Source organism: Myxococcota bacterium (assembly GCA_035498015.1).
GTDB lineage: Bacteria > Myxococcota_A > UBA9160 > SZUA-336 > SZUA-336 > VGRW01.
On the sequence record DATKAO010000116.1, the window covers coordinates 1 to 23,411 of the forward strand.

Genomic DNA, 23,411 nt, shown 5'->3' on the forward strand with positions numbered 1-23,411 from the left:
GAATCCCATGACTCGCTCGACGCCCGCGCGGTTGTACCAGCTGCGGTCCCAGATCACGACTTCACCGGCCGCCGGCATGTGCGGCAGGTAGCGCTGGGCGTACATCTGACTCTTCTCGCGCTCGGTCGGCGAGGGCAGCGCAATCACGCGAAATACTCGCGGACTGACTCGCTCGGTGATCGCCTTGATCGTCCCGCCCTTGCCGGCGCCGTCCCGGCCCTCGAAGACGATGCAGACCCGGCGACCCTTTGCCTTCACCCACTCCTGCAGCTTGACGAGCTCGACGTGGAGCTTCTTCAGCTCCCGCTGATACTCCTTCCCGGAAAGGGTGCCCTTGTGTGTCACTGCATTGTTCGCGCCGGCCATCGTCACCTCGTCCTGTTCGAAGCTCTCAGCGCCACTCCGCGAGCCGCTTCGCGGCCGTTCCGTACGGACCGAGCTGGTAGATTGCTGCGCCCGCGGGCGAGAACGTGAACGGCTCGAACGGCTCGGCAACCATCTTGTCCAGATACTCACGTGGGGCGACCCCGACGCTGACGTGCGGGCTGAAGTGCTCGCCGGTCATCTTGGGCACGAACGTCGACACGTAGTCGATCAAGCCTGCGTCGGTCGCCGGGTCCTCGTGCTTCGCGGTGAACGCGGCGATGGTTCCAGTCTCCACCATGAACGGAGCCGCCGCAGCGATCACCCGTTGCTGCAGCTCGATCAGCTCGGGGGTCGGCCGTGCGACGATGCCCGCGACGCCCGTGCTCCCGGTCGGCGCATAGTACCGCTGGAACGCCTCGAGCTTCATGTGAGTCACATCGGCGGTGGTGACGACCTTGCCGACGGCCGCATAGAGCGCCTCGAGGTCCGCGGTGCGAACGAAGCGTTGAATGAGCGTGATGTGCGGCCGGTGACTCGCGTCCAGTGCGAAGCCCTTCGGGTTCACCTTCAGCAAGCGGGCGTTGTCCGCCTCGGCGTGCTGGAGCATCGTGGCGTCCGGCTCCAGCAGCACGTCGATCGCAGTGACTCCTGCCTCGTCGCGCGCGAAGACGCGATTCCAATCGTTCTTCATGCTGACGACGGTCCAGCCGTCCTTCTTCGCGTGCTCGTCGAGCGCCGGGGTGAAGGCGCCCAGCTTGACGTCGGGGAGTCCGCGAGCCGGACCGTACGCGTATTCGCGCGCCGCATCGTCGTGCAGCACCAGAAGCTCGAAGCGCGCGCCGCCGCCAGCCTGCGTGTACTCGAGCATCTGCTGGTCGCCCGTGGAGTTGCCGAACGCCATCACGGGCCGGCGGCCGATGTGTCGCTGGATGCCGACGGGCTTGCCGCCCTTGTCGTCGTTGAAGTTCAGCTTCGCCAGTCGCATGAGGACGGGCTTGCCGTCGCGGATCTCGAACTTCGTCTCGATGCTGCTGCCGACGATCTGCTCCGGCGGGATGCCGTAGACCTGCTCCGCCCACGCGCGCATGAACTCGATGCCGCCTCCGGACACGATGAAGCTCTTGAAGTCGTTCGCGCGCAGATAGGCGAGCAGCTCGAGCATCGGCTGGTAGGCCATCTCCGTGAACAGCTTGCCGGTCTTCGGGTGTCTCGCGCTGGCGATCCAGTCCTTCACGATCTTCTCGAACTCGACCGTGGTCATGCCCGCATGCGTGGCCATGATGATCTCGAGCAGCGCGCGATCGCCGCCCGCAAGCGCGCTCTTCAGGTCGCCCTTCAAGAGCGAGGCGAACGGCTCCTTCTGCTTCCACTCGGGGTGCTGCGGCGCGAGCGCCTTCACGCGGTCGAGCACGAAGTAGAGCTGGACGGGCAGAGGCTGCTCGCACCAGAGCGTGCCATCGTTGTCGAAGGTCGCGATGCGCTCGGGGACCGGCACGAAGTCAGGTGAGTCAGGCTTCGTGACTCGCTCGACGAAGGCGATGATCTCCTGCTTCGGCGCGGTGTCGTTCCACGACGGCAGAGGATCGGCGGCGCGCCCCGCCGCCGCGAACGCCACAGAGACGGCGAACGCGACGGCGGCAAGCTTCGCTATGCGAGTCGTCCGCATGGCTACTTCGACCCGCCGCTGTCCTTCAGCTTCTTGAACACTTCGTCCATGTTGAAGCTGGCCGCCTTCTGGCGCTGTGGATAGTCCTTGAATGTCAGCAGGAACTGACCCACGTACTGCTGCGCAGGGACGAGCACGAAGACGTGATCGATCAGCCAGTCGTAGTAGGTGTTCGACGTGACGTCGGCCCGCTCGTACGGGTCGGTGCGGAGATTGAAGATCTTCGGCACCCGCAAATCGGTGAACGGGTTCGCCCAGATCGCCATCGTTCCCGGGGCGCGCTGCTCCATGAACACGAGCTTCCAGTTGTCGTACCGGAGCGCGACCAGTTGCTGATCGTCGTTGATGTAGAAGAACGATTCCCGCGGGCTCTTCGCGGCTTGCCCGGTCAGGTAGGGGACGAGGTTGTCGCCGTCGAGGTGGACCTTGTACGTCCGACCGCCGGCGGTGTAGCCCTTGAGCAGCTCGTCCTTCACCTTGGCGTCGCCGGCCATCGCGACGAACGTCGGCAGCCAGTCGAGGTGGGAGACGATCTCGTTCGACACGCTGCCCGGCTTGATCTTGCCCGGCCAGCGCACCATGGCGGGAACGCGGTAAGCGCCTTCCCAGTTCGTGTTCTTCTCGCTGCGGAACGGCGTCATCGCAGCGTCGGGCCACGAGTTCATGTGCGGACCGTTGTCCGTCGAGTACATGACGAACGTGTTATTCGCGATGCCCAGGTCGTCGAGCACCTTGAGCACCTGACCCACGTTCTTGTCGTGGTCGATCATGGTGTCGTGGTACGGGCTCTGCCAGCGCCCCGACTGACCGACGCTCTCGGGCTTCGTGTGAGTGCGCAGATGCATGTGCGTGAAGTTCACCCACACGAAGACGGGCTTGCCGGCCTTGTTCTGGCGCTGGATGAAGTCGACGGCCCGCGCGGCGATGTCGTCGTCGATGGTCTCCATCCGCTTCTTGGTCAGCGGACCGGTGTCCTTGCACACCTGCTTGCCGACCCGGCCGGAGCGCGGATCCACGGTCGCGTCGTCGGTGCTCGACGCCTTGCAGTCCATCACGCCGCGCGGGCCGAACTTCTCGCGGAACTTCGGGAAGTCCGCCTCCTTCGGGTAGTCCGGAAGCTCCGGCTCTTCTTCGGCGTTCAGGTGGTAGAGGTTCCCGTAGAACTCGTCGAAGCCGTGCACGGTGGGCAGATACTCGTTGCGGTCACCCAGGTGGTTCTTCCCGAACTGACCGGTGGCGTAGCCCTGCGCCTTCAGGAGCTCGGCGATCGTCGGATCTTCCTTCTGCAAGCCGAGCGCGGCGCCGGGCAAGCCGACCTTGGTCAAGCCGGTGCGCAGCCCGGATTGGCCGGTGATGAACGACGCGCGGCCGGCCGTGCAGCTCTGCTCGCCGTAGTAGTCGGTGAAGATCATGCCTTCCTTGGCGACGCGATCGATGTTGGGCGTGTGGAAGCCCATCACGCCCATCGAGTAGGCGCTGACGTCGGACTGGCCGATGTCATCGCCCCAGATGATCACGATGTTGGGCTTCTTCTCCTGCGCGGCTGCGGGCAGCGCGACGCCGACGAGCGCCAGCGCCGCGAGCAGGCTGCACGATTGCACGAGTCGTTTCATCAGTAACTCTCCATCCAAGTTCGAGTTGTCTAGGATCGCGATTCAGACGGCTGGCTCGATCCGCCATGCGAGGTGCCGGGGTACGTTGCGAAGAAGCGCGCCGTCGCGGCGCAGATTGCCGAGAGCGGCGAGCCCGTCCTCGTCTGCGGAGCGGAGATTCTCGAGCTCGAGGCAGACGCCGCTCGGGTCACCGCCGATCGCTTGCTCGAGCTCACTGACTTCAGCACCCGTGAGCCGCCCCTCGACGCAGATTCGGCGAGGCGCCGTATCGCTCACGATCGTGATCCGAACCGTCACGCGGGGGCGCTATTGCGAGCGCCGTGCCACCGACCTTCAGCCGCGGAAGCTCCGAGCAGGCCGCTCGCGTCCCGGTTCGCGGCTAGGCATCCGATCGCGGCTCGCGAAATGTCACGGGCGCTCGCGGAATGTCACGGGTGAGTCGACGGGGATGGCGCGGTGGGGACGAACGATCCCGAGCTTCCGGAGCCGCGAGCGCAACGTGCTCGGGTTCAGGCCGAGGCAGTCTGCCGCATTGCCGTGTCCATCGATGCGCCAGTGGTGGCGCTCCAGCACTTCCAGAAGGTGACTGCGCTCGGCGGCGTCGGCGCGCTCGGAGATCTCGGAGAGCGGTGTCTGGGACGCAATGAAGGCATCGAGCCGCAGCTCGGTACCCGGCGAGAGGATGAGGGCGCGTTCGATCACATTGCCGAGCTCACGGATATTTCCCGGCCATGCGTAGCGACATAGCGCTTGCATCGCGCTCTCCGACACGTGCTCGATATGCCGACCCAGCTCGTGCTGCCGGCGATGGATGATCTCCCAGACCAGGAGCGGGATGTCCCCGGGCCGCTCGCGGAGGGGAGGGACGGTGATGGGAAAGACCGAGAGCCGGTAGTAGAGATCCGCCCGGAAGCTCCCCTTGCGCACCTCGTGTTCCAGCGGGCGGTTGGTCGCGGCGATCAGGCGCACATCGACCTTGCGGGAGCGAACCGCGCCAACGCGCTCGAATTCGCCACTCTCGAGCACGCGCAGCAGCTTGGCTTGGATCTCCTCTGCGAGCTCGCCGACCTCGTCGAGAAAGAGCGTGCCGCCGTCGGCCAGCTCGAAGCGGCCGAGTCTCACCGAAGTGGCGCCGGTGAACGCGCCCTTCTCGTGTCCGAACAGCTCGCTCTCCACGAGCGACGCTGGAAGCGCCGCGCAGTTCACCGTGATCAGCGGCGCCTCGGCCCGTTTGCTCCGGGCGTGGATCGCGCGAGCCATGAGCTCCTTGCCCGTTCCCGTCTCGCCGAGCAGAAGCACGGCCGTCGAGGTAGGCGCGACCTGCGCCGCCAGCTCCAGCACGCGGCGCAGCTCCGGGCTCTTGCCCACGAGCTGCTCGAAGCCCCCGTCCCCGTCTCCGCCGACGGCGCTGCGGAGATACGCATTCTCCGCACGCAGGCGGCGCAGCAGCTCGCGCACCTCGCGCTCCAAATTGCGGCGATGGAGTGCGTTCGCCAGCAGCTCCCCGACGGTCCGGATGCGCCCGATCTCCTCTTCCGAGAACGAGCGCTCCCTCTCCGCCATTGCCATGGCTATCGCGCAGACCCAGCTCCCGCCCACCTCGAGTGGCACGACGACGTGGGAGCGCATTCCCAAGGCGAGGACCTCTTCGCGCTCGGCGATCGCTTCTGCAGGAAGCTCGTCGGGCAAGCTTCGGACGTTGAGTACGGTCCCCGCGCGAATCTGCGCGCAGTACCACCGGAGCTTCAGTCCGATCGACTCGTCGGTTGGCGTCCGGACGAGACCGGGGCGCACCCACGAGTGAGTCAGGGCCATCCCCGACGAATCCCCTCGAAGCTCGAAGAGGCTGGCTCGATCGGTGCCAAAGAAGCGAGTCAGGGCTTGCAGCGCCGCGTCGATCTCGGAGTCCACCTCGTCGAAGAGCAACCCCGAGAACCGCGCCGAGAGCTCGGCGAGCAGATGTTCGAACGAGTCCGCCATAGGCACTTGGCCATGATATGCGACGGCTGTGCCTGGCCGTGGCTCGCCGTGCGAGAGCCGGGCCTCTCGTTAGCCGTCGGCGAAGGGGCGCAACAGCCGGCGCGCGGGGCGGATTGGCGCACCGCGCCTGGGGCGGATTGGCGCACGCGCGGCCGGCTCACTTTCTCCTCGCAGTATTGGCACGCCCGTTGCTCTCGTGCTGCCGCGCGAATGCCTCGAGAGACACAAGTGACAGCGAGAGACCAACAACTGAAAGGGAAAGTGTGATGAAGGCTCTGTCGTTCGTTTGCGCCGCAGTCGTCGGCGCGTTCTTGCTGGGACCGTTCGAGACTGGCCATGCCGCCGAGGCTGCGAAGCCGGACGCCACCCTGACCTTGTCCGCGAAGGCGGTCTCTGCGGGTGCCGGCTACAGCTGGGGCGGTGGCAAGCTCATGTACGGCGGAAAGACGTACGACGTGACCATCGACGGTCTCACCGTGGGCGCCGTGGGCATGACCTCGATCACCGCGAGCGGCGAAGTGTACGGCCTGAAGAAGCTCGAGGACTTCGATGGCAACTACACGGCCGTGGCGGCCGGCGCCACGATCGCCGGCGGTGGCGGCTTGCTCACCATGCAGAACCAGAACGGCGTTCAGGTGACTCTGAAGTCGACCACCCAGGGGCTGAGCCTGACGCTCGGTGTCTCGGGCGCGAAGCTCGCGCTCAAGAAGTAGCCGACCGGGCCTCGACCGAGTGCGCGAGGTCTGGCGATGCCGAACGCTCGCCAGATCTCGCGTTCACTCTTGGTCCGAAATCGATGGAGACCTGGGAGAGATGAGGAAGTACCTCGCACTTGGACTGACCTGCGCGCTCGGTCTCTGCGCGACCGCGCGCGCCGACGACGACCACGAGCTCGCGAAGAAGCTCACCAACCCCGTCGCCGACCTGATCAGCGTTCCGTTCCAGTTCAACTACGATCAAGGGCTCGGGCCCAGCGACAAGGGCGAGCAGTACCTGCTTCGGATCCAGCCGGTGATTCCGATCTCGATCGGCGACGACTGGAACGTCATCTCGCGCACGATCCTGCCCGTCACCTATACGAACCGCTTCGTGGCGCCGTTCGACGGGCCCAACTTCGGGCTCTCGGACACGACCCAGAGCTTCTTCTTCTCGCCCAAGCAGCCGAGCAGCTGGGGCGGCATCATCTGGGGCGCCGGGCCTGCGCTTCTTCTCCCGACGGCCACCGTCGGCTCGCTCGGCACCGAGAAGTGGGGCGCGGGGCCGACCGCAGTCGTGCTGAAGATGGCGGGCCCGGTGACGACGGGCTTCCTGTGGAACCAGATCTGGAGCTTCGCGGGAAGCAACAGCCGGCGGCGCGTCAACCAGACTTACTTCCAGCCGTTCCTTTCCTACACGACTCACACCGCGACGACCTTCTCGGTGAACTCGGAGTCGACGTACGACTTCGTGAGCGCGCGCTGGACGGTGCCGGTGAACTTCCTGCTCTCGCAGGTCGTCAGGCTCGGGCCCCAGGTCCTTCAGCTCCAGGTGGGCTACCGGAGCTACGTCACCACTCCGGCGAACGGCCCGAATTGGGGCTTGCGCTTCCAGGTGACGCTGCTGTTTCCGAAGTGAGATGGGGGAACGGTCGATGCGGTCACGCAGGGCGCGCGGCGCAGCCTTACTCGGGCTGTACTGCGCGCTCGCAGCCACCAGCGCCCACGCGGCCGACCCGGCCAGCGCTGCACTCCCGGACGAGAAGCACTACGAGGTCAGCGTCTACGCGTGGATGCCGATGCTAGCCGCGAAGGTCGATAGCTCGACGTCCAGCGTATCCGAGCACATCGCCTTCCACGACCTGCTGAGTCACGTGTCCGGCGGACTCTTGCTGCACGGGCGCGGAGAGTGGGGGCCCTGGTCGGTCGACCTCGACGGGATCTGGGCGAAGCTTCGTGGCGGCAAGCAGAGCAAGACGGTCCAGCTCGGGCCGGGCGGCGGGATCAGCGTCGGCGCCGAGGAGAAGACGGAGCTCGACGAGTGGCTCTTCCAAGCGACCGCCGGCTACCGGATCTTCCGGCTCGGCAGTCTGTTCTCGCGAAGACCGACCGACACCCGGCACGTCACCGGCGAGCTCTATGGTGGCGCACGCTACTGGTCGGTCACTCCGAAGATCCACCTCGACATCGGCAGTCTCTCGGCGCGGGTGGGGAGTCGCAAGGAATGGGTTGATCCCATGGTCGGCCTGCGCTTCGGCATCGATCTCTCCGACACCGTCGCCATGGGGATCTCGGGCGACGTCGGTGGCTTCAACATCGGGAACTGGTGCTCGGACTTCGCCTGGTCGCAGACCACGATGCTCTCGTGGGCGTTCAGCGAGAGCTGGACGGCGCACGCCGGCTACCGCTTTCTCGACTTCCACCGCGACTCCGGCGACTCCAACGTGCGCGTCCAGGAGCGCGGACCATTCCTCGCCCTGACCTATCGCTTCTGAGGCGACGGCCCCGTAGTGAGTCGCGAAGGCGCTTCGCGGGCGCTCGGCGAGTCACTCTGTGGGCGGTCGGAATGATCCGCTTGGCGATGCCGCTGCTCGCCCTGCTTCTGCTGCAGGCTGCCGGCCGGGCGTCGGGGCAGGAAGCGATCTCGATCGAGGAGCCGCCGCCCGAGTCCGCGTCCGCGGACAAGAGCTCGATCGAAAAGATCTTCTCACCCGCCAAGGAGCGCGAGCGGATCACCGACTGGCTCGAGAACCAGCTCAAGGACGAGCCCGCGTTCCTGCGCGACGCGACGCTCTTCGCGAACTTCCGCACCTACTACCTGCGGCAGGACCACTTCGACGCCACCACGAGCGAGGCGTGGTCCCTCGGCGGATCGATCGGTCTCAGGAGCGGCTACCTGTTCGAGCGCTTCGCGATTGGCGCGACCGGCTACACGTCGCTCCCCATCTACGCGCCCGCGGATCGGAGCGGCACGTTCCTGCTGAAGCCGAACCAGGACAGCTACAGCGTCGTCGGCGAGCTCTACGGGAAGCTCAGGATCACCGACGACCTCCTGGCGACTGCCTACCGTCAGGAGCTGAGCACTCCTTACATCGACCGCGACGATCGCCTCATGACGCCGAACACGTTCGAGGGCTACACCCTGGTCGGGAGCTGGAGCCCGGGCGCGGACGAGGGGAAGCTCATCTACGGTGGCGGCTGGGTCACCAAGATGAAGGACCAGAACTCGGAGAGATTCGTCTCGATGTCGGAGGAGGCCGGCGTGGCGATCGATCGCGGCGTGGCGTTGGCCGGGGCGAGCTACGTGACGAAGAACGGCTCGATCGGTCTGTTCGACTACTTCTCCAACGACGTGATCAACATCGGCTACGCGGAAGGGAAGTATTCCCGCGAGTTCGAGAGCGGAGTGGCCGTGCTCGGCGCCGCCCAGTTCACCGACCAGCACAGCACCGGGAACGACCTGCTCACGGGCAGCTCCTTCGCCGGCAACCAGGTCGGGGTGAAGGTCGCCTGCAGCTACGCTGGAGCCATGGCGACGCTCGGCTACTCGAACACGACCCGCGGCACCAGCCTGCGCAGCCCGTGGAGCAGCTATCCGGGCTACACGAGCGGGCAGGTGGAGGACTTCAATCGGGCGGCCGAGCAGGCATTCATGCTCAAGACGTCGTACGTATTCTCGGGCGTGGGTCTGCCCGGCTTCACGGCCTACGCGCTCTGGATCCACGGCTTTGGAGTCGCGCCGAGCGTCGGCTCCAACGAGGACGAGTACGACTTCGACCTGCAGTGGCGGCCCGGCCTGCCCAAGCTCAAGGGACTCTCCTTCCGCGCGCGCTTGGCGATGGTGAATCAGCGCGGGGGCGCGCCCGCTACGCTCGACGAGTACCAGCTGATCATGAACTACGACTTCGCGGCGCTGTGAGTCGTGGAATGCCCCGGCTCCGGCGTTCTCGACTCAGGTGCTTCGCGCGCCACTCACTCTGACTCATGCCCGCGCGATTGCGCAGCTAGCGGGCGAACAGCGGCCAGGCCGCGGCGTAGCCCATTTCGACGAGCTGCGTCTGCGGCCGCACGCGCGCGAGCTCGTCGCGGATGGGCTTGGTGTCGATCGCGCGCGAGAAGCCCGGCAGCCAGTCGTCGTGGTGCGCGAGGAACACGCGCCGCGGGCGCAGCAGGTCGGCCTGGCGCCCCACGAACTGCGCGAGCGAGCCCTGGATCGGCTCGCCGTCGACGTTGCCGCGGCCCGCGGCGGCCAGGATCGCCACGTCGGGGCGCAGGTCGCGCAAGACCCCGCTCCAGTGACCCGACGTGTCCTGATAGAAGAGCGTGCCGTGCGGCGTGCGGAAGTGATAGACCAGCGCGCCGCCGTCGCCGCGCGGACCCTGCGCGCTGGCGCGCAAGTGACTCATCACGTCGGGCCCGAGCGAGCCGAAGTGCGCCGCGAGTCCGCGGAAACGCTCCTGCTGCTCCTGCCAGGTGAGCCCCAGGTCGCCGATGCACACCTCGTCGGACGGGCCCATGGCGCGGTGCGACCAGACGCACGAGTGCTGGCTCGGGTAGACGTCGACGACCACGTCGTCGGAGAGCCGCACACGCTCGCCGCCCGCGACCGCGATCATCTGCTCGAGCGGCACGCCCTGCGCCTCCATGACCCGCACCGTCTCGTGCGAGCCGAGGATCTTCGCGCCGGTCCGTCTGGCGATGCGCTCCGCGCCGTACAGGTGGTCGAAGTGCGAGTGACCCACCACGATCCAGTCCGCGCGCGTCACGTCCTCAGGCCGCAGCCCGACCTGCGGCGCGGACGGCACTCGGTCGAGATAGGCGTCGAGAAACACCACGAGCTCGCCCAGCGTGAGCCGGAAGGTCGCGCAGCCGAACCAGTCGAGCGTCGCGCTCACGACGGCAGCGGCCCGGTGAGCGACGCACGCTGCGAGATCTCGATCCAGTTCCCGTCGGGGTCCCGCACGAACGAGATGCGCGCGACCTTGCCCAAGGTGAGCGGCGCCCTGCCCTCCTGCCCGCCGCGCGCGAGGATGCCGGCGTGCTCCTCGTCGACGCCGAACACCTGGATCGTGAAATAGCGGAAGCCCGGGCCGGTCATGCGCCCGACCGGGCGCGCACCGGGGTCGCCGACCACGCGCACGAGCGAGTCACCGCAGCGGAATGCGGACTCGCCCACCGGCTCGAGCTGGAGCGCGCGGCCGTAGAAGTCGCGCGCAGCCGAGGCGTCGGAGGCCGCCACCGTGTATGCGATGCGCGTCACCGACTCGTATCCCTCCGGCACGAGCAGCACGCGGTTGCCGTCGGGATCGCTGAGTGGCTTCGGGGCCGAGAGACCCGGACGGGCGATCCACAGCTCGCGGTAGCCGGCGCGCGGCTCGTCGGGCAGCGGATCGCGCGAGTGATTGATCTTCAGCACCGAGCCGAGCAGGCCGAGCCGATGCTGCTGCACGCCGCCGCCCATGGGCAGGAGCTCCTCGTAGGGCAGCCCGACCTCGTCGCGCCAGAACGCCAGCATCTCGTCACGGCGGTTGGTGTAGAGACCCACGTCGATGCGCGGCTTCGCGAGCTTCACGGGCGAGAGCATACCAGCGCATCGGACCGGAGCTGGGCTCTTCGCCCGGGATCACGTTCACGATCGGAGTCACTTTCGGGCGCTGGCCGACCGGGCCAGGTTCGCCGCCGGCCGCGCCCGGAGCTGAGAAGCCGTTCACGAGGTATGGCACGATGGGCTCTGAAGGAGCCCACCGATGAACCATCCGCCGCTGCGCTTCGGAATCTTCCTCGCCCCTTTCCATCCGGTGCGCGAGGACCCCACCGCGTGCCTGGACCGCGACCTCGAGCTCGTGAAGTGGCTCGATCAGCTTCGCTACGACGAGGCGTGGATCGGCGAGCACCACTCGGCGGGCTACGAGATCATCGCCTCGCCCGAGATCTTCCTCGCGATCGCGTCGCAGCACACGCGGCACATCCGGCTCGGCACGGGAGTCATCTCGGTCCCGTACCACCACCCGTTCATGATCGCCGAGCGCATCGTGCAGCTCGACCACATGACGCGCGGGCGAGTCATGTTCGGCGCCGGCCCGGGCGCGCTGCAGTCCGACGCGCGCATGCTCGGCATCCAGGCCGCGACGCAGCGCGACCGGCTCGACGAGGGCCTGGGCGTGATCCTGCGCCTGCTGCGCGGCGAGACGGTCACGCACGAGGGCAGCTGGTTCACGCTGAAGGAAGCGCGGCTGCAGCTCCTGCCGTGGAGCCAGAACCTCGAGTACGCCGTCGCTTCCCAGATCTCGCCGGCCGGCGCGCGCATCGCCGGCAAGCACGGCGCCGGGCTCCTGTCACTCGGCGCGACCAGCTTCGAGGGCTTCAACATGCTGGGCATGAACTGGCAGGTCTACAGCGACACGAGTCAGGCGAACGGGCACCCGGTCGACCGCTCGCGCTGGCGCCTGGTCGGCCCGATGCACATCGCCGAGACGCGCGAGCAGGCCAAGGAGAACGTGCGCTTCGGGCTGGGTGACTGGCTGTTCTACTTCCGCGAGGTCGCGGCGCTGCCGCTCGGCATGGAGGGCACCGTCGACGAGGTGATCGAGAACATGATCGCGCAGAAGTTCGCGGTGATCGGCACGCCCGACGACGCGATCGCGCAGCTCGAGAACCTGCAGCAGCAGTCGGGCGGCTTCGGTGCGTTCCTGCAGCTCGCGCACAACTGGGCCTCGTGGGACAACACCAAGAAGAGCTACGAGCTCTTCTCGCGCTACGTGATGCCGCGCTTCCAGGACCGCAACGCCGGGCGGAAAGCCACGATCGACGCGGTGCAGAAGGCGCACGGCGATCTCATCGCCGAGTATGGAGGCGCGATCGCCAAGGAGTTCGAGAAGCAGGGCATCAAGCTGCCGGGTCAGTGAGTCACGCCGCCACAGTTGGTTGACAGCACCAGAGCCGCGGCCTAAACAACCGGCGCGCCTGCGGGTCCGCGCGGGCGGAGAGCTGCGGTGGGGGTCAAGATCACTGTCCGGGACGCCGCGCGATTGCTCGGCGTCCCCGAGAAGACGGTCTTTCGCTGGATCGACGAGCGAGGCCTTCCCGTCCACCGCGCACACGGCCAGCACCGTTTCAATCGCGCGGAGCTCCTGGAGTGGGCCACGGCCCAGGGCGTCCGCGTCTCCGCGGAGCTCTTCTCCGAGACGGAAGAGCACGAGCCGCTTCCGAGTCTCGAGAGTGCGCTCCAGGCCGGGGGAATCCATTTCCTGAAGGGCGGCGAAGCCCGCGAGACCGTGCTGCGCGAGGTCGTTCGCGTGCTCGACCTACCCGACGAGATCGACCGGGAGTTTCTGTACGAGGTGCTGCTCGCCCGCGAGAATCTGGGCTCGACCGCGGTGGGCGATGGCATCGCGATCCCGCACGTGCGCAATCCGGTGCTCCTGCACGTCCGGCCCTCCGTGGCGCTGTGCTTCCTCGAACAGCCCATCCCGTTCGGCGCGCTCGACGCCAAGCCGGTCGGAATCCTGTTCGTGATCGTCGCGCCGACGAGTCGCACGCACCTGCGCCTGCTCTCGAGGCTCTCCGCCGCGCTGCACGATCCGGAGTTCCGCCACGCGCTCGAGCGCCGCGCGCAGCCTGAAGTGATTGCCGCGGAGCTGCACCGAGTCGAGTCAGGGTTCGCGAACGGGACGAGCAGCACGGCGAAATGACTCTCCTGGCCGCAGCGCTGCTCGTCTTGCTCGGCTCGGGACTGGCGGCGCTCGCGACCTTGCGCTGGCCCGGGCTCTCGTCGCGCCTGGGCTCCGCAGGCGCCCCCATCGCCGCGCTGCTCGCAGGCGTTCCGGTGCTGCGGGCGCTCTTCGCGGGAGAGACTCCCGGTCTAGAGCTCGGCTGGGGCCTGCCGGGCGCCACGCTCTCGCTCGCGATCGACCCGCTCTCCGCCTTCTTCCTGGTCCCGGTGCTGGCGCTGTCCGCGCTCGGCGCGATCTATGGCCGCGCCTATCTGTCGAGCCGCACGGGGATGCGCTGGTCCAGCGCGAGCTGGTTCTTCTTCGACGTACTGTGCGCCGCGATGATCACGGTGACCCTTGCCCGCGACGCCATCCTGTTTCTCGTCGCGTGGGAGACGATGTCACTCTGCGCTTGGGTGCTGGTGAGCCTCGACTGGGAGCGCCCGGAGGCGCGGCGCGCCGGCTGGATCTACCTGGTCGCCTCGCATGCGGGCACGGCGGCGCTGCTCGCGCTGTTCGTGCTGCTCGGCGACTCAGTCGGCGGCGGCCCCGGGGCCGCGCTGCTGTCCGGAAAGGCGAGCGCAGAGACGCTGTTCGCGCTCGCGCTCGCCGGATTCGGCGTGAAGGCAGGCATCTTCCCGCTCCACGTCTGGCTGCCCGAAGCGCATGCCGCGGCTCCGTCGCACGTATCGGCCCTCATGTCGGGCGCGATGGTGAAGCTCGGCTACTACGGGCTCTTGCGCGTGGCGGTTCTGCTCGGCGGCGTCCCGCCCGAGCTGGGCCTGGCACTCGCCGCACTGGGCCTCGCGGGAGCCCTCGTCGGCATCGCCCTCTCACTCGGGCAGCGCGACCTGAAGCGCGCGCTCGCGCACTCGAGCGTCGAGAATCTCGGGCTGATCGGGCTCGGGCTCGGGCTCGGCTTTGCGGGCTCCGCGCGCGGCGACGCCACGCTCGCCGGCCTCGGCCTGGTGGTGGGACTGTTTCACGTCTGGAATCACGCCGCGATGAAGGGCCTCATGTTCTTCGCCGCCGGCGGCGTCCAGCACGGCGCCGGGACGCGGGACCTCGAGCACCTGGGGGGCCTGGCGCGTCGCATGCCGGCCGCCGCGCTGCTGTTCGCGATCGCAGCCGTTGCGCTCGCCGCGCTGCCGCCCCTGAACGGGTTCGCGACCGAGTGGCTGCTCTATCTCGGTCTGCTCCACGCGGTGACCGCGGCGCCGCCGGCCGGATCCGTGGCCGCAGCCGTCGCGCTCGGGCTGCTCGCACTCGTTGGCGCGCTGGCGGCGGCCGGCTTCGTGCGCCTGTTCGGCGTCGCGTTTCTCGGGGAGCCGCGGAGTGACTCGGCGCGCCGTGCCCACGACGTCCGCGGCCCGATGCTCGGAGTGATGGCCGCGCTGGCGGCGGTCTGCGTCGGGCTCGGGCTCGCGCCCACGCTCCTGCTGCGCGCCGTCGCGGCGCCGCTCGCCGAGCTCACCGCGGCAGGCGGCATCGAGCTCAGCGCGGCGCCGGCGGTGGACGCGCTGGCCCCGCTCCCGGCGCTCGCGCTCGCGCTCTGGCTCGCGGGGGGCCTGGTCGCCGCGGCGTTGGCCCTGCGGCTCCGGCGAGCGCCCCGGGCGCAGCAGGAGACCTGGGCCTGCGGCTATGCGGCACCCGCCGCGCGCATGCAGTACTCGGCGCTCTCGTTCTCTCAGCCCTTCACTACCGGCTTTCCGGCGCGCACGCTCGCGCCCCGCGTCCGCACCGCGCGACCGAGCGGCGTGCTTCCGCCCGCGGGCTCGCTTCGGGCCGACTACGCCGAGCCGATGACGGCGCGCGCGTACGAGCCGCTCTTCGAGGCGATCGCGAGTCGCTTCGCGCGGCTGCGCCGTCTCCAGCAGGGGAACATCCAGCTCTACCTCGCGTACATCACCGTCGCCGCGATGGCAGCGTTGGCATGGGTGTCGCTGAGTCGGAGCAGCCAGCCGTGACCACGTGGCTCGCGCTGATCGGCGCCACGCTGATCGCTGCGAGCGGGTTGCTCGCGCTGTGCGTGCGCCGCGGACCGCAGCTCGCGGACCGAGCCGCCGCCGCCTCGTTGGCGGCGGGTGCCGTGACCGCGCTCGCGGGCTCGGTGCTCGCGCTCTGGAACGGGGGCGACTCTCTGCTCTTCGAGGCCGGGTTTCCCGGCGGCGACCTCCGCCTCGGCCTCGATGCTCTGTCGGCCCTCTTCCTCCTGCCGGTCGCGGTTCTCACTGCGGCCTGCGGCACGTACGCCCTCGCCTACTTCCCCGCCGCCGCGCACCCGCGCGAGGCGGCGCGGCTTCGCGTGTCGTTCGGCCTGTCCAGCGGCGGCATGATCCTGGTGCTCCTGGCCCGGCACTCCCTCGTGTTCCTCGCGGGCTGGGAGATCATGGCGATCGCCGCGTTCTTCGCAGTCACTGCCGACGACCGCGATGCCGAGGTACGCGATGCGGGCTTCCTGTATCTGGTGAGCACGCGCGCGAGCACGCTGTGCCTGGTGGCGCTGTTCGCGCTGCACCGGGTCGCCACCGGCAGCTTCGACCTCGTCCCGATCGGCGCCGGTGCGGTTCCACCCGCGATCCAGTCGGCGCTGTTCGTCCTCGCGCTCACCGGCTTCGGCCTGAAGGCCGGCCTCGTGCCCCTGCACTACTGGCTCCCTCCAGCGCATGCCGCCGCACCCACGCACGTGTCGGCCCTGCTCTCCGGCGTGCTCATCAAGGTCGGAATCTACGGAATCGTCCGCGTCGTCTCGCTCGTGCCGGACACCCCGCCGTGGTGGGGTGAGTCGCTGCTGGTGATCGGCGTCGTGTCGGCGGTGCTGGGCGTCGCGTTCGCGCTCGCCCAGCACGACGTGAAGCGGCTGCTCGCGTACCACAGCGTCGAGAACATCGGAATCATCGCGATCGGGCTCGGCGCGGCGCTGATCGCGCGCGCGGCGGGTCACTGGCAGACGGCGGCGCTCGCTCTCGCTGGCTCGTTGCTGCACGTGGCGAACCACGCGCTGTTCAAGGGACTCCTGTTCCTCGGCGCAGGCGCCGTGGTCCAGCGCACGGGCACGCGTTCGCTCGACGCCCTGGGCGGGATCGCGAACGCGATGCCCGTGACGGCGCTCCTCTTCCTCGTCGGCGCGGTCTCGATCGTCGGGCTCCCGCCGCTGAACGGGTTCGTGAGTGAGTTTCTCGTCTACTCGGGTCTGTTGCGGGTCGCCATCGCCGCCGACGGCGGTCCGTGGCTGCTCGCTGCGCTCGCCGCGCCGGCTCTCGCGCTGGTGGGCGGGCTCGCGCTCGCCAGCTTCGCGAAGGTCGTCGGGAGCGTCTTCCTCGGCGCGCCGCGACACGCGTCTCGGGTCGAAGGCGGTGACGCTCCCGGGCCGATGCTCGCACCGATGGCCGGGCTCGCGGCGACGTGTGCCGCGATCGGGATCGCGCCGTTCGCCCTCGCGCCCGCCTTGGCCGCCGCCTGCGCGGTCGCGCTCGGCAGGCCCGAGGCCCCGCTCGCTGCGCCGTTCGGCGCCCTCTCGCTCGTCGCGCTCGCGACGCTCGCGCTCTGTGCCCTGCTCGCGCTCGCTCTGCGCGCGCGGCTCAGGCGGGCGCCGCTCGCGGCCGGACTCACCTGGGACTGTGGCTACGCGGCGCCGAGCGCGCGCATGCAGTATTCGGCGTCGTCGTTCGCGGAGCCGTTGGTGCGCGCGTTCTCGTTCGCGCTGCTCCCCCGGACGCGCGCGCCCCGGCTCGCGGCGGTCTTCCCCGGGTCTGGCGCCTTCCACAGCGAGGTTGTGGACGCGGTGCTCGATCGCCTGCTCGTGCCGGCCGCACGGGCGTTCGCCGACGCCGCCGGTCGGCTGCGCGCTCTGCAGCGCGGCAGCGTCCACGCTTATCTCCTGTACGTCTGGCTCGCGCTGTTCGCGCTTCTCGCAGTGACTGGAATGAGCCGGTGACCGCCAGCGACGTCGTCCTCGCGATCGCGATTCCCCTCCTGTTCCCGCCGCTCATGCTCGGCGTCGTCACCCGGACCAAGGCGCGCCTGGCCGGGCGCCGGGGTCCGCCTCTCTTGCAGCCGTACTACGACCTGCTGCGACTGCTGCGGAAGGGCGTGGTGCGCAGCCGCACCACGAGCTGGGTGTTTCTCGCCGGGCCGGTCGTCGGCCTCGTCACCGCGTGTCTCGCCGCGGCCATCGTTCCGCTCGGCGCGAACGGCGCGCTGCTCTCGTTCCCCGGCGACCTGATCGCCTTCGCGTACCTGCTGGGACTGGGTCGGTTCTTCACGATCGCGGCGGCGCTCGACACCGGCTCCGCATTCGAGGGCATGGGCGCATCGCGCGAGGCGGCGTTCTCGTGTCTCGCGGAGCCGGCGGCTTTCTTCGCCTTGCTCGTGCTCGTCAAGCTCTCCGGCGCCTACTCACTCGGCTCGATGCTCGGGCCGGACCTCCCCGACCTCTGGGCGCGCGGAGCCCCGTCGCTCGGGCTCGCCAGCGTGTCGCTCTTCGTGGTGTTGCTGGCGGAGAACAGCCGGATGCCCTTCGACGATCCGACCACGCACCTCGAGCTCACGATGATCCACGAGGTGATGGTGCTCGATCACAGCGGACCGCCGTTCGCACTCATTCTGTACGGCTCCGCGATCAAGCTCTTCGCCTACGGTCTCCTGCTCGCGCGCGTGGCGACCCCGTTCCACGTCGAGGGCGCCGCTCTGGGCGCGGGGGTCGCGCTCTGCGAGCTGCTCGGGATCGCGGTGCTGATCGGCGTGGTCGAGTCCGTGATGGCGCGCCTGCGGCTCTTGCGCGTCCCGAGTCTCCTGGTCGGCGCGAGTCTCCTCGGCGCCTTCGGCGTGCTGCTCTTGGTGGGGTGAAGGGATGGGAGAGACTCTCGATCTCGTTCTCGTCGGCGTGCTCCTGCTGAACTTCCTGATGCTCGGCACGAGCCGGCTCCGAGCCGCGATCCAGTTCGCGGCCATGCAGGGGGTGCTGCTCGGCGCGGCGCTGTTCGTCGCGCACGGGCAGACCGGCGGACGCATCCTGCTCCTGTCCATCGTCACGGTGCTGCTGAAGGGGATCGCGATCCCGACGATCCTCCTCCGCGCGACACGCAACATCTCGGTTCGGCGCGAGATCGAGCCGTTCGTCGGCTTCACCGCGTCGCTCGTGCTCGGCGCGCTCGCGACCGGCCTGTCGCTGGTCTTCTCGCGCTCGCTGCCGCTGCTCGACGAGCACGTCGGTGAGCTCGTCGTCCCCGCCTCGTTCGCCACCGTGCTCACGGGGTTTCTCGTGCTCACCACGCGCCGCAAAGCGATCACCCAGGTGGTCGGCTATCTGACGCTCGAGAACGGCATCTTCGTGTTCGGACTGACTCTGGTGGAGGCGATCCCGTTCCTGGTCGAGATCGGCGTCCTCCTCGACCTCTTCGTCGCCGTCTTCGTGATGGGCATCATCATGGATCACATCCACCGCGAGTTCTCGTCGCTCAGCACGGAGCACCTGACCTCGCTCCGGGAGTAGGCCATGGCGCTCTGGCTCGTGCTCGCGCCGCTCGGCTTCGCCGCCCTCGCCTTCGCGACCCCCGGCGCCCGCGTCCGACCCTGGCTCTTGCCCGCGGCCGGCGCGACCCAGCTCGTGCTGGTGGCGCTGGAGCTCGGGACCCGCGGTGCCGGACCCGGCGAGCCTTGGCTCGGGCTCGATCCGATCGGGCGGCTCGTGACTGCCTATCTGGCGCTGTTGTTCTTCCTCTGCGCGGCCTATGCGCCCGGCTATCTCGCGCTCCGCGCCGAGCGACCCAACCGGATCTTCTGCTCGGTGATGCTGGTGTTCTTCGCGACGATGAACCTGATCGCGAGCGCACGACACCTGGGGCTCCTGTGGGTGGCCGTCGAGGCCACGACACTCGCCTCCGGTCCGCTGCTCTACTTCAACCGCAATCCGCGCTCGATCGAGGCGACCTGGAAGTATCTCCTGATCGGCTCCGTGGGCATCGCGCTGGCTCTGCTCGGCACCTTCTTCGTGGCCTACGCGGCGCTGCTCGGAGGCACCGCGAGCTCGATGCTGCTCAGCGACGTGCTCGCCAGCGCGCCGCATCTGTCGCGGCCCTGGCTGCACTCGGGCTTCGTGCTCGCGCTCGTCGGCTACGGCACGAAGATGGGGCTCGCGCCGATGCACACCTGGAAGCCGGACGCGTACGGCGAGGCGCCGGGACTGGTCGGGGCGCTCCTGGCGGGCGGACTCACGAGCTGCGCCTTCCTCGCGATCCTGCGCTTCTTCCAGATCTGCGCGGCGGCCGGCGACTCCGAGTTCGCGCGCTCGCTCCTGCTCTTCCTCGGCCTGTTCTCGATGGCGGTCGCCGGCGCGTTCATGGTGCGCCAGAGCGACTACAAGCGGATGCTCGCGTACTCCAGCGTGGAGCACATGGGGATCCTCGTGCTCGGGATCGCGATCGGCGGCGCGGGCTCGTTCGGCGCGCTGCTCCACCTGCTCAACAACGGCTTCTCCAAGGGGGTCCTGTTCCTGTCCGCCGGGAACATCCACCGCGCGTTCGGCAGCAAACGCACCGCCGACGTCTCGGGCGCGCTCTCCGTCCTGCCCGCGTCCGGTGCGCTGTTTCTCGGGGGCTTCTTCGCGATCACGGGCACGCCGCCCTTCGGTCCGTTCGTGAGTGAGTTCACCATCCTGTCGGCGATGCTCCACGCAGAGCGCTGGGGCGTGGCGGCGGCGTTCCTGTTCCTGCTCGTCCTGGTCTTCGTCGGAATGGGCTCGACGGTGCTGGCGGTCGTGCAAGGCGAGCCGTCGACGCGCGGCGCGGCGACGCCGTATCGCGACAGCTGGCTGGGAGTCACTCCGATCGCCGTCCTGCTCGTGCTCGTGCTCGTGCTCGGACTCTGGATCCCGGCGCCGTTCGTGGCCCTCCTCCGCGAGGCGGCCGCCGCCGTGGAGACCCCGCGATGAGCTCGGCGGACGACCTGTTGCGCACCCAGAGCGCGGTCGCGAGCCCCGCGGGAGAAGTGCCGGAGCTGACGCTCGCCGAGCTGCAGACGGCGCTGGTCGACGGCGTCCGCCGCGGCGAGCGTGTGGCGGCGCTGTTCGCGGCGGCCCGGGAGCACGGCACGTGCCTGGTCGCCGTCCTCGCCTCGGACCGCGACGGAAGCATACGGGTGGGCCGCAGCTCGCCGATCCAAGGCTCGTTCCCGTCACTCACTCCGCAGCTACCGAGCGTCCACCTCTTCGAGCGCGAGATCTTCGAGCAGCACGATCTGCGGCCGGACGGACACCCGTGGCTCAAGCCGGTGCGTTTTCCGCCGCGCGCGGGGGCGGCCGCCGCGGTCGGCATCGCGGACTTCTACAAGATCGAGGGCGACGAGGTCCACGAAGTCGCCGTGGGGCCCGTGCATGCGGGGGTGATCGAGCCGGGTCACTTCCGCTTCCAGTGTCACGGTGAGAACGTGATGCACCTGGAGATCTCGCTCGGCTACCAGCATCGCGGCGTGGAGCGCGCCGTCGTGGCCGGCGACCCGCGCCGCAGGCTCCACTATTTCGAGACGGCCGCGGGAGACACCACGATCGGACACGCGACGGCCTACGCGCAGCTCGTCGAGGCGCTCGCGGGCTCCCGGGTCTCCGCGCGCGCACACGCGCTGCGGGCGGTCGCGCTCGAGCTCGAGCGCATGGCGAACCACACGGGCGATCTGGGCGCGCTGGCCGGTGACGTGGGCTTCCTGCCCACCGCCGCGTTCTGCGGCAGGCTGCGAGGTGACTGGCTGAACCTCTCCGCCGAGCTCTGCGGAAGCCGCTTCGGGCGGGGCCTGGTGCGGCCCGGGGGTCTCGGCTTCGACGTCGACGGACCGCGCGCCGCGCGAATGGCCGAGGCGGTGGAACGAGCGGTGGCCGAGGTGGGCCAGTCCGCAGACCTGCTCTGGGACACGCCGTCGGTGATGTCGCGCTTCGAAGACACGTGCCCGCTCTCGCGCGAGCAAGCCTTTGCGATTGGACTCGTGGGCCCGGCGGCGCGCGCCTGCGGCCTGACCCGAGACGTCCGCACGACGCATCCGACCGGGATCTACCGCGTCGCCCAGATCCCCGTGGCGACCTGGGACTCGGGCGACGTGTTCGCGCGCGCCTACGTGCGCTGGCTCGAGGTGCGGCGCTCGGCGGAGTTTGCCCGCGACCAGCTCGGCAGCCTGCCCGGCGGACAGATGCGCGCGAGCTGCGGTGCGCTCGCGCCGGACCACGTCTGCGTCTCACTGGTCGAGGGCTGGCGCGGCGAAATCTGTCACGTCGGCTGGACGGACGCGTCGGGGCGCCTCTCCGGCTACAAGATCGTGGATCCGTCGTTCCACAACTGGCTGGGGCTCGCCCTGGCGCTGCGCGGTCAGCAGATCTCCGACTTCCCGCTGTGCAACAAGAGCTTCAATCTCAGCTACTGCGGGTTCGACCTGTAGGTCTCCGGAGGCGGACATGTGGAAGATCCTTCGCGCGCGCATCGCCCAGGGAACACGGACGATCGCGTTCCCCGCCGGCGAGCCCACTCTGCCCGATCGGCTGCGCGGCGCGCCGGCCCTCGACTTCGCGCGCTGCCGCGATGGCTGCCGCGCGTGCATCGACGCGTGCCCGACCGGCGCGCTCGCCGCCGACGCCGCCGGGCCCCAGCTGGACCTGGGCAAGTGTCTCTTCTGCACCGACTGCGTCGAGGCCTGCCCCGAGGGCGCGATCGAGTTCACGCGCGATTGGCGCCTGGCGACCCGCACGCGCGAGGCGCTCGTGCTGCGCAACCAGACACTCGAGCTCGCCAGCGCGCTGGATGCCAAGATGCGCGGGCTGTTCGGCCGCTCGCTCAAGCTGCGCCAGGTCTCCGCCGGCGGCTGCAACGCCTGCGAGGCCGACGTCAACGTGCTCGGCACCATCGTCTTCGACCTCGGCCGTTTCGGCATTTCGTTCGTCGCCTCGCCGCGCCATGCCGACGGCCTGCTCGTGACGGGCGCAGTGAGCCAGAACATGCGCCTGGCGCTCGAGAAGACCTGGGCCGCCGTGCCCGCGCCCAAGCTCGTGATCGCGGTCGGCGCCTGCGCGATCTCGGGCGGGCCCTACCAGGACCACCCCGAGGTGCTGAACGGTGCGAGCGCGGTCGTGCCCGTCGATCTCTACGTCCCCGGCTGCCCGCCGCATCCGATCACGATCCTCGATGGCCTGCTCCGCCTGCTCGGACGCCTGGAGGACGGCTCGCGCTGAGGGGCGGACGCGCGGCACAAAGGGCAACTTTTGTGCGGGCCCTGCAGGGCCCGGCGGGGAGGAGGAAGTCCAGTGCGCGCGGAGGCGTCCCTCGAGTCGCGTCTCGCTCGCAGCGCCGGATGGCTCGCGGATCGGCCGCGCTCGGTGCTGGCGGCGTTCGGCGCGTTGCTCGCCGCGGCGGCGATCTACGGGGCTTCGGCCGCGCAGCATCTTCCGGCCGGCGGCTTCGAGGTGCCGGGCAGCGAGTCGGACCTGGCGGTGAAGGAGGCGGAGAGGCAATTCGGGGTGGGCTCCGCGGACGTGCTCGTGCTGTACCGCGATCCGGCCGCGGACATCCGCAACCTGCAGTTCGGCGCCTGGCTCTCCGATCTCAGCGCCGAGCTCTTGCAGACCCCGGGCGTGGTCGGGATCTCCTCCTACTTCGACACGGGCGAGCCAGGTCTGATCTCGCGCGACGGTCACGAGGCGCTCGTGATCGTGTCACTCGCCGGCAGCAACGCCGACAAGCTGGCCACGCTTCCGCGCATCGAGTCACGGCTCCGGGCAGTCGAGCCGCCGGTCGAGGTGGAGATCGGCGGGCACGTCGCGGCCTCGATCGTCGCACAGGTGATTGCGCACGCCGACATCACGGCCGCCGAGGAGATCGCGCTGCCGATCGCCGCGGTGCTCACGCTCCTGTTCTTCCGCGGCGTGGTGGCGGCGCTGATTCCGATCGCGATCGGCGCGTTCGCCCTGGCGAGCTCCGCCGCCATCGTCCGGCTCGGCTCCAACTTCATGGAGATCGCGATCTTCGCGCTGAACGTGGCCGCGTTTCTCGGGCTCGGTCTCTCGATCGACTACTCGCTGCTCCTGGTGCAGCGCTTCCGCGAGGAGCTCGCGCGGGGTCTCTCG

The 23,411-nt window shown here is 69.2% G+C and carries 20 protein-coding genes and 1 pseudogene; 14 read left to right on the forward strand and 7 right to left on the reverse strand.

Annotation, left to right across the window (positions count from 1 at the left end):
• The 5 genes and pseudogenes from VMR86_10710 to VMR86_10730 all read right to left on the reverse strand — a co-directional run.
• Window positions 1–366, reverse strand: a 366-nt coding sequence (locus VMR86_10710) for a polyphosphate kinase 2 (GenBank protein ID HTO07513.1), incomplete at its 3' end; no start/stop codon positions are given.
• Between the two features lie 655 nt (window positions 367–1,021).
• Window positions 1,022–2,032 (reverse strand): annotated as a pseudogene (locus VMR86_10715) (HAD family hydrolase).
• Between the two features lie 2 nt (window positions 2,033–2,034).
• Window positions 2,035–3,645 (reverse strand): arylsulfatase, encoded by a 1,611-nt coding sequence (locus tag VMR86_10720; protein ID HTO07514.1) that lies wholly within the window; start codon window positions 3,643–3,645, stop codon window positions 2,035–2,037.
• Between the two features lie 42 nt (window positions 3,646–3,687).
• Entirely contained in the window at window positions 3,688–3,942 is a 255-nt protein-coding gene (locus VMR86_10725) for a hypothetical protein (protein HTO07515.1), read from the reverse strand.
• Window positions 3,943–4,053: 111 nt separating this feature from the next.
• Window positions 4,054–5,625 (reverse strand): sigma 54-interacting transcriptional regulator, encoded by a 1,572-nt coding sequence (locus tag VMR86_10730; protein ID HTO07516.1) that lies wholly within the window; start codon window positions 5,623–5,625, stop codon window positions 4,054–4,056.
• A 266-nt stretch (window positions 5,626–5,891) separates the two neighbouring features.
• Here VMR86_10730 and VMR86_10735 point away from each other — a divergent pair, with 266 nt between their 5' ends.
• The 4 genes from VMR86_10735 (at window position 5,892) to VMR86_10750 (ending at window position 9,519) form a co-directional block, all read left to right on the forward strand.
• Window positions 5,892–6,338 (forward strand): hypothetical protein, encoded by a 447-nt coding sequence (locus tag VMR86_10735; protein HTO07517.1) that lies wholly within the window; start codon window positions 5,892–5,894, stop codon window positions 6,336–6,338.
• Between the two features lie 100 nt (window positions 6,339–6,438).
• The gene (locus tag VMR86_10740) at window positions 6,439–7,239 is read left to right on the forward strand and encodes a transporter (protein ID HTO07518.1); all 801 of its coding nucleotides are present in this window, start codon (window positions 6,439–6,441) and stop codon (window positions 7,237–7,239) included.
• A 16-nt stretch (window positions 7,240–7,255) separates the two neighbouring features.
• Window positions 7,256–8,095, forward strand: a complete 840-nt coding sequence (locus tag VMR86_10745; protein HTO07519.1) for a hypothetical protein — start codon at window positions 7,256–7,258, stop codon at window positions 8,093–8,095.
• 71 nt (window positions 8,096–8,166) lie between these two features.
• Entirely contained in the window at window positions 8,167–9,519 is a 1,353-nt protein-coding gene (locus VMR86_10750; protein HTO07520.1) for an OprD family outer membrane porin, read from the forward strand.
• 85 nt (window positions 9,520–9,604) lie between these two features.
• Here VMR86_10750 and VMR86_10755 read toward each other — a convergent pair whose 3' ends face one another.
• Window positions 9,605–10,495 carry an MBL fold metallo-hydrolase gene (locus VMR86_10755; GenBank protein ID HTO07521.1) on the reverse strand — a complete coding sequence of 297 codons (891 nt, stop codon included), beginning with the start codon at window positions 10,493–10,495 and terminating at the stop codon, window positions 9,605–9,607.
• On the reverse strand, window positions 10,492–11,172 hold the full coding sequence (locus VMR86_10760; protein ID HTO07522.1) for a VOC family protein: 681 nt from the start codon (window positions 11,170–11,172) through the stop codon (window positions 10,492–10,494). Before VMR86_10760 ends, VMR86_10755 begins: the two co-directional genes overlap by 4 nt.
• Before the next feature lie 175 nt (window positions 11,173–11,347).
• Between VMR86_10760 and VMR86_10765 the strand changes: the two genes are divergently transcribed.
• From VMR86_10765 to VMR86_10810, 10 genes are all read left to right on the forward strand, one after another.
• Complete coding sequence (locus tag VMR86_10765) at window positions 11,348–12,505, forward strand: LLM class flavin-dependent oxidoreductase (protein ID HTO07523.1); 1,158 nt, start codon at window positions 11,348–11,350, stop codon at window positions 12,503–12,505.
• Window positions 12,506–12,592: 87 nt separating this feature from the next.
• Window positions 12,593–13,291, forward strand: a complete 699-nt coding sequence (locus VMR86_10770) for a PTS sugar transporter subunit IIA (GenBank protein ID HTO07524.1) — start codon at window positions 12,593–12,595, stop codon at window positions 13,289–13,291.
• Window positions 13,288–15,279 carry a proton-conducting transporter membrane subunit gene (locus VMR86_10775; GenBank protein ID HTO07525.1) on the forward strand — a complete coding sequence of 664 codons (1,992 nt, stop codon included), beginning with the start codon at window positions 13,288–13,290 and terminating at the stop codon, window positions 15,277–15,279. The genes VMR86_10770 and VMR86_10775 overlap by 4 nt, the downstream gene beginning before the upstream one ends.
• Complete coding sequence (locus VMR86_10780; GenBank protein HTO07526.1) at window positions 15,276–17,249, forward strand: proton-conducting transporter membrane subunit; 1,974 nt, start codon at window positions 15,276–15,278, stop codon at window positions 17,247–17,249. Before VMR86_10775 ends, VMR86_10780 begins: the two co-directional genes overlap by 4 nt.
• On the forward strand, window positions 17,246–18,160 hold the full coding sequence (locus VMR86_10785; GenBank protein HTO07527.1) for an NADH-quinone oxidoreductase subunit H: 915 nt from the start codon (window positions 17,246–17,248) through the stop codon (window positions 18,158–18,160). Before VMR86_10780 ends, VMR86_10785 begins: the two co-directional genes overlap by 4 nt.
• 4 nt (window positions 18,161–18,164) lie before the next feature.
• Window positions 18,165–18,806: a hydrogenase gene (locus VMR86_10790; protein HTO07528.1), complete on the forward strand. Its 642-nt coding sequence runs from the start codon at window positions 18,165–18,167 to the stop codon at window positions 18,804–18,806.
• Window positions 18,807–18,809: 3 nt separating this feature from the next.
• Window positions 18,810–20,243: a proton-conducting transporter membrane subunit gene (locus VMR86_10795; GenBank protein ID HTO07529.1), complete on the forward strand. Its 1,434-nt coding sequence runs from the start codon at window positions 18,810–18,812 to the stop codon at window positions 20,241–20,243.
• Window positions 20,240–21,733, forward strand: a complete 1,494-nt coding sequence (locus VMR86_10800) for an NADH-quinone oxidoreductase subunit C (GenBank protein HTO07530.1) — start codon at window positions 20,240–20,242, stop codon at window positions 21,731–21,733. The genes VMR86_10795 and VMR86_10800 overlap by 4 nt, the downstream gene beginning before the upstream one ends.
• Window positions 21,734–21,749: 16 nt before the next feature.
• Window positions 21,750–22,520, forward strand: a complete 771-nt coding sequence (gene nuoB / locus VMR86_10805) for an NADH-quinone oxidoreductase subunit NuoB (protein HTO07531.1) — start codon at window positions 21,750–21,752, stop codon at window positions 22,518–22,520.
• 72 nt (window positions 22,521–22,592) lie between these two features.
• Window positions 22,593–23,411, forward strand: an 819-nt coding sequence (locus VMR86_10810) for an MMPL family transporter (protein HTO07532.1), incomplete at its 3' end; no start/stop codon positions are given.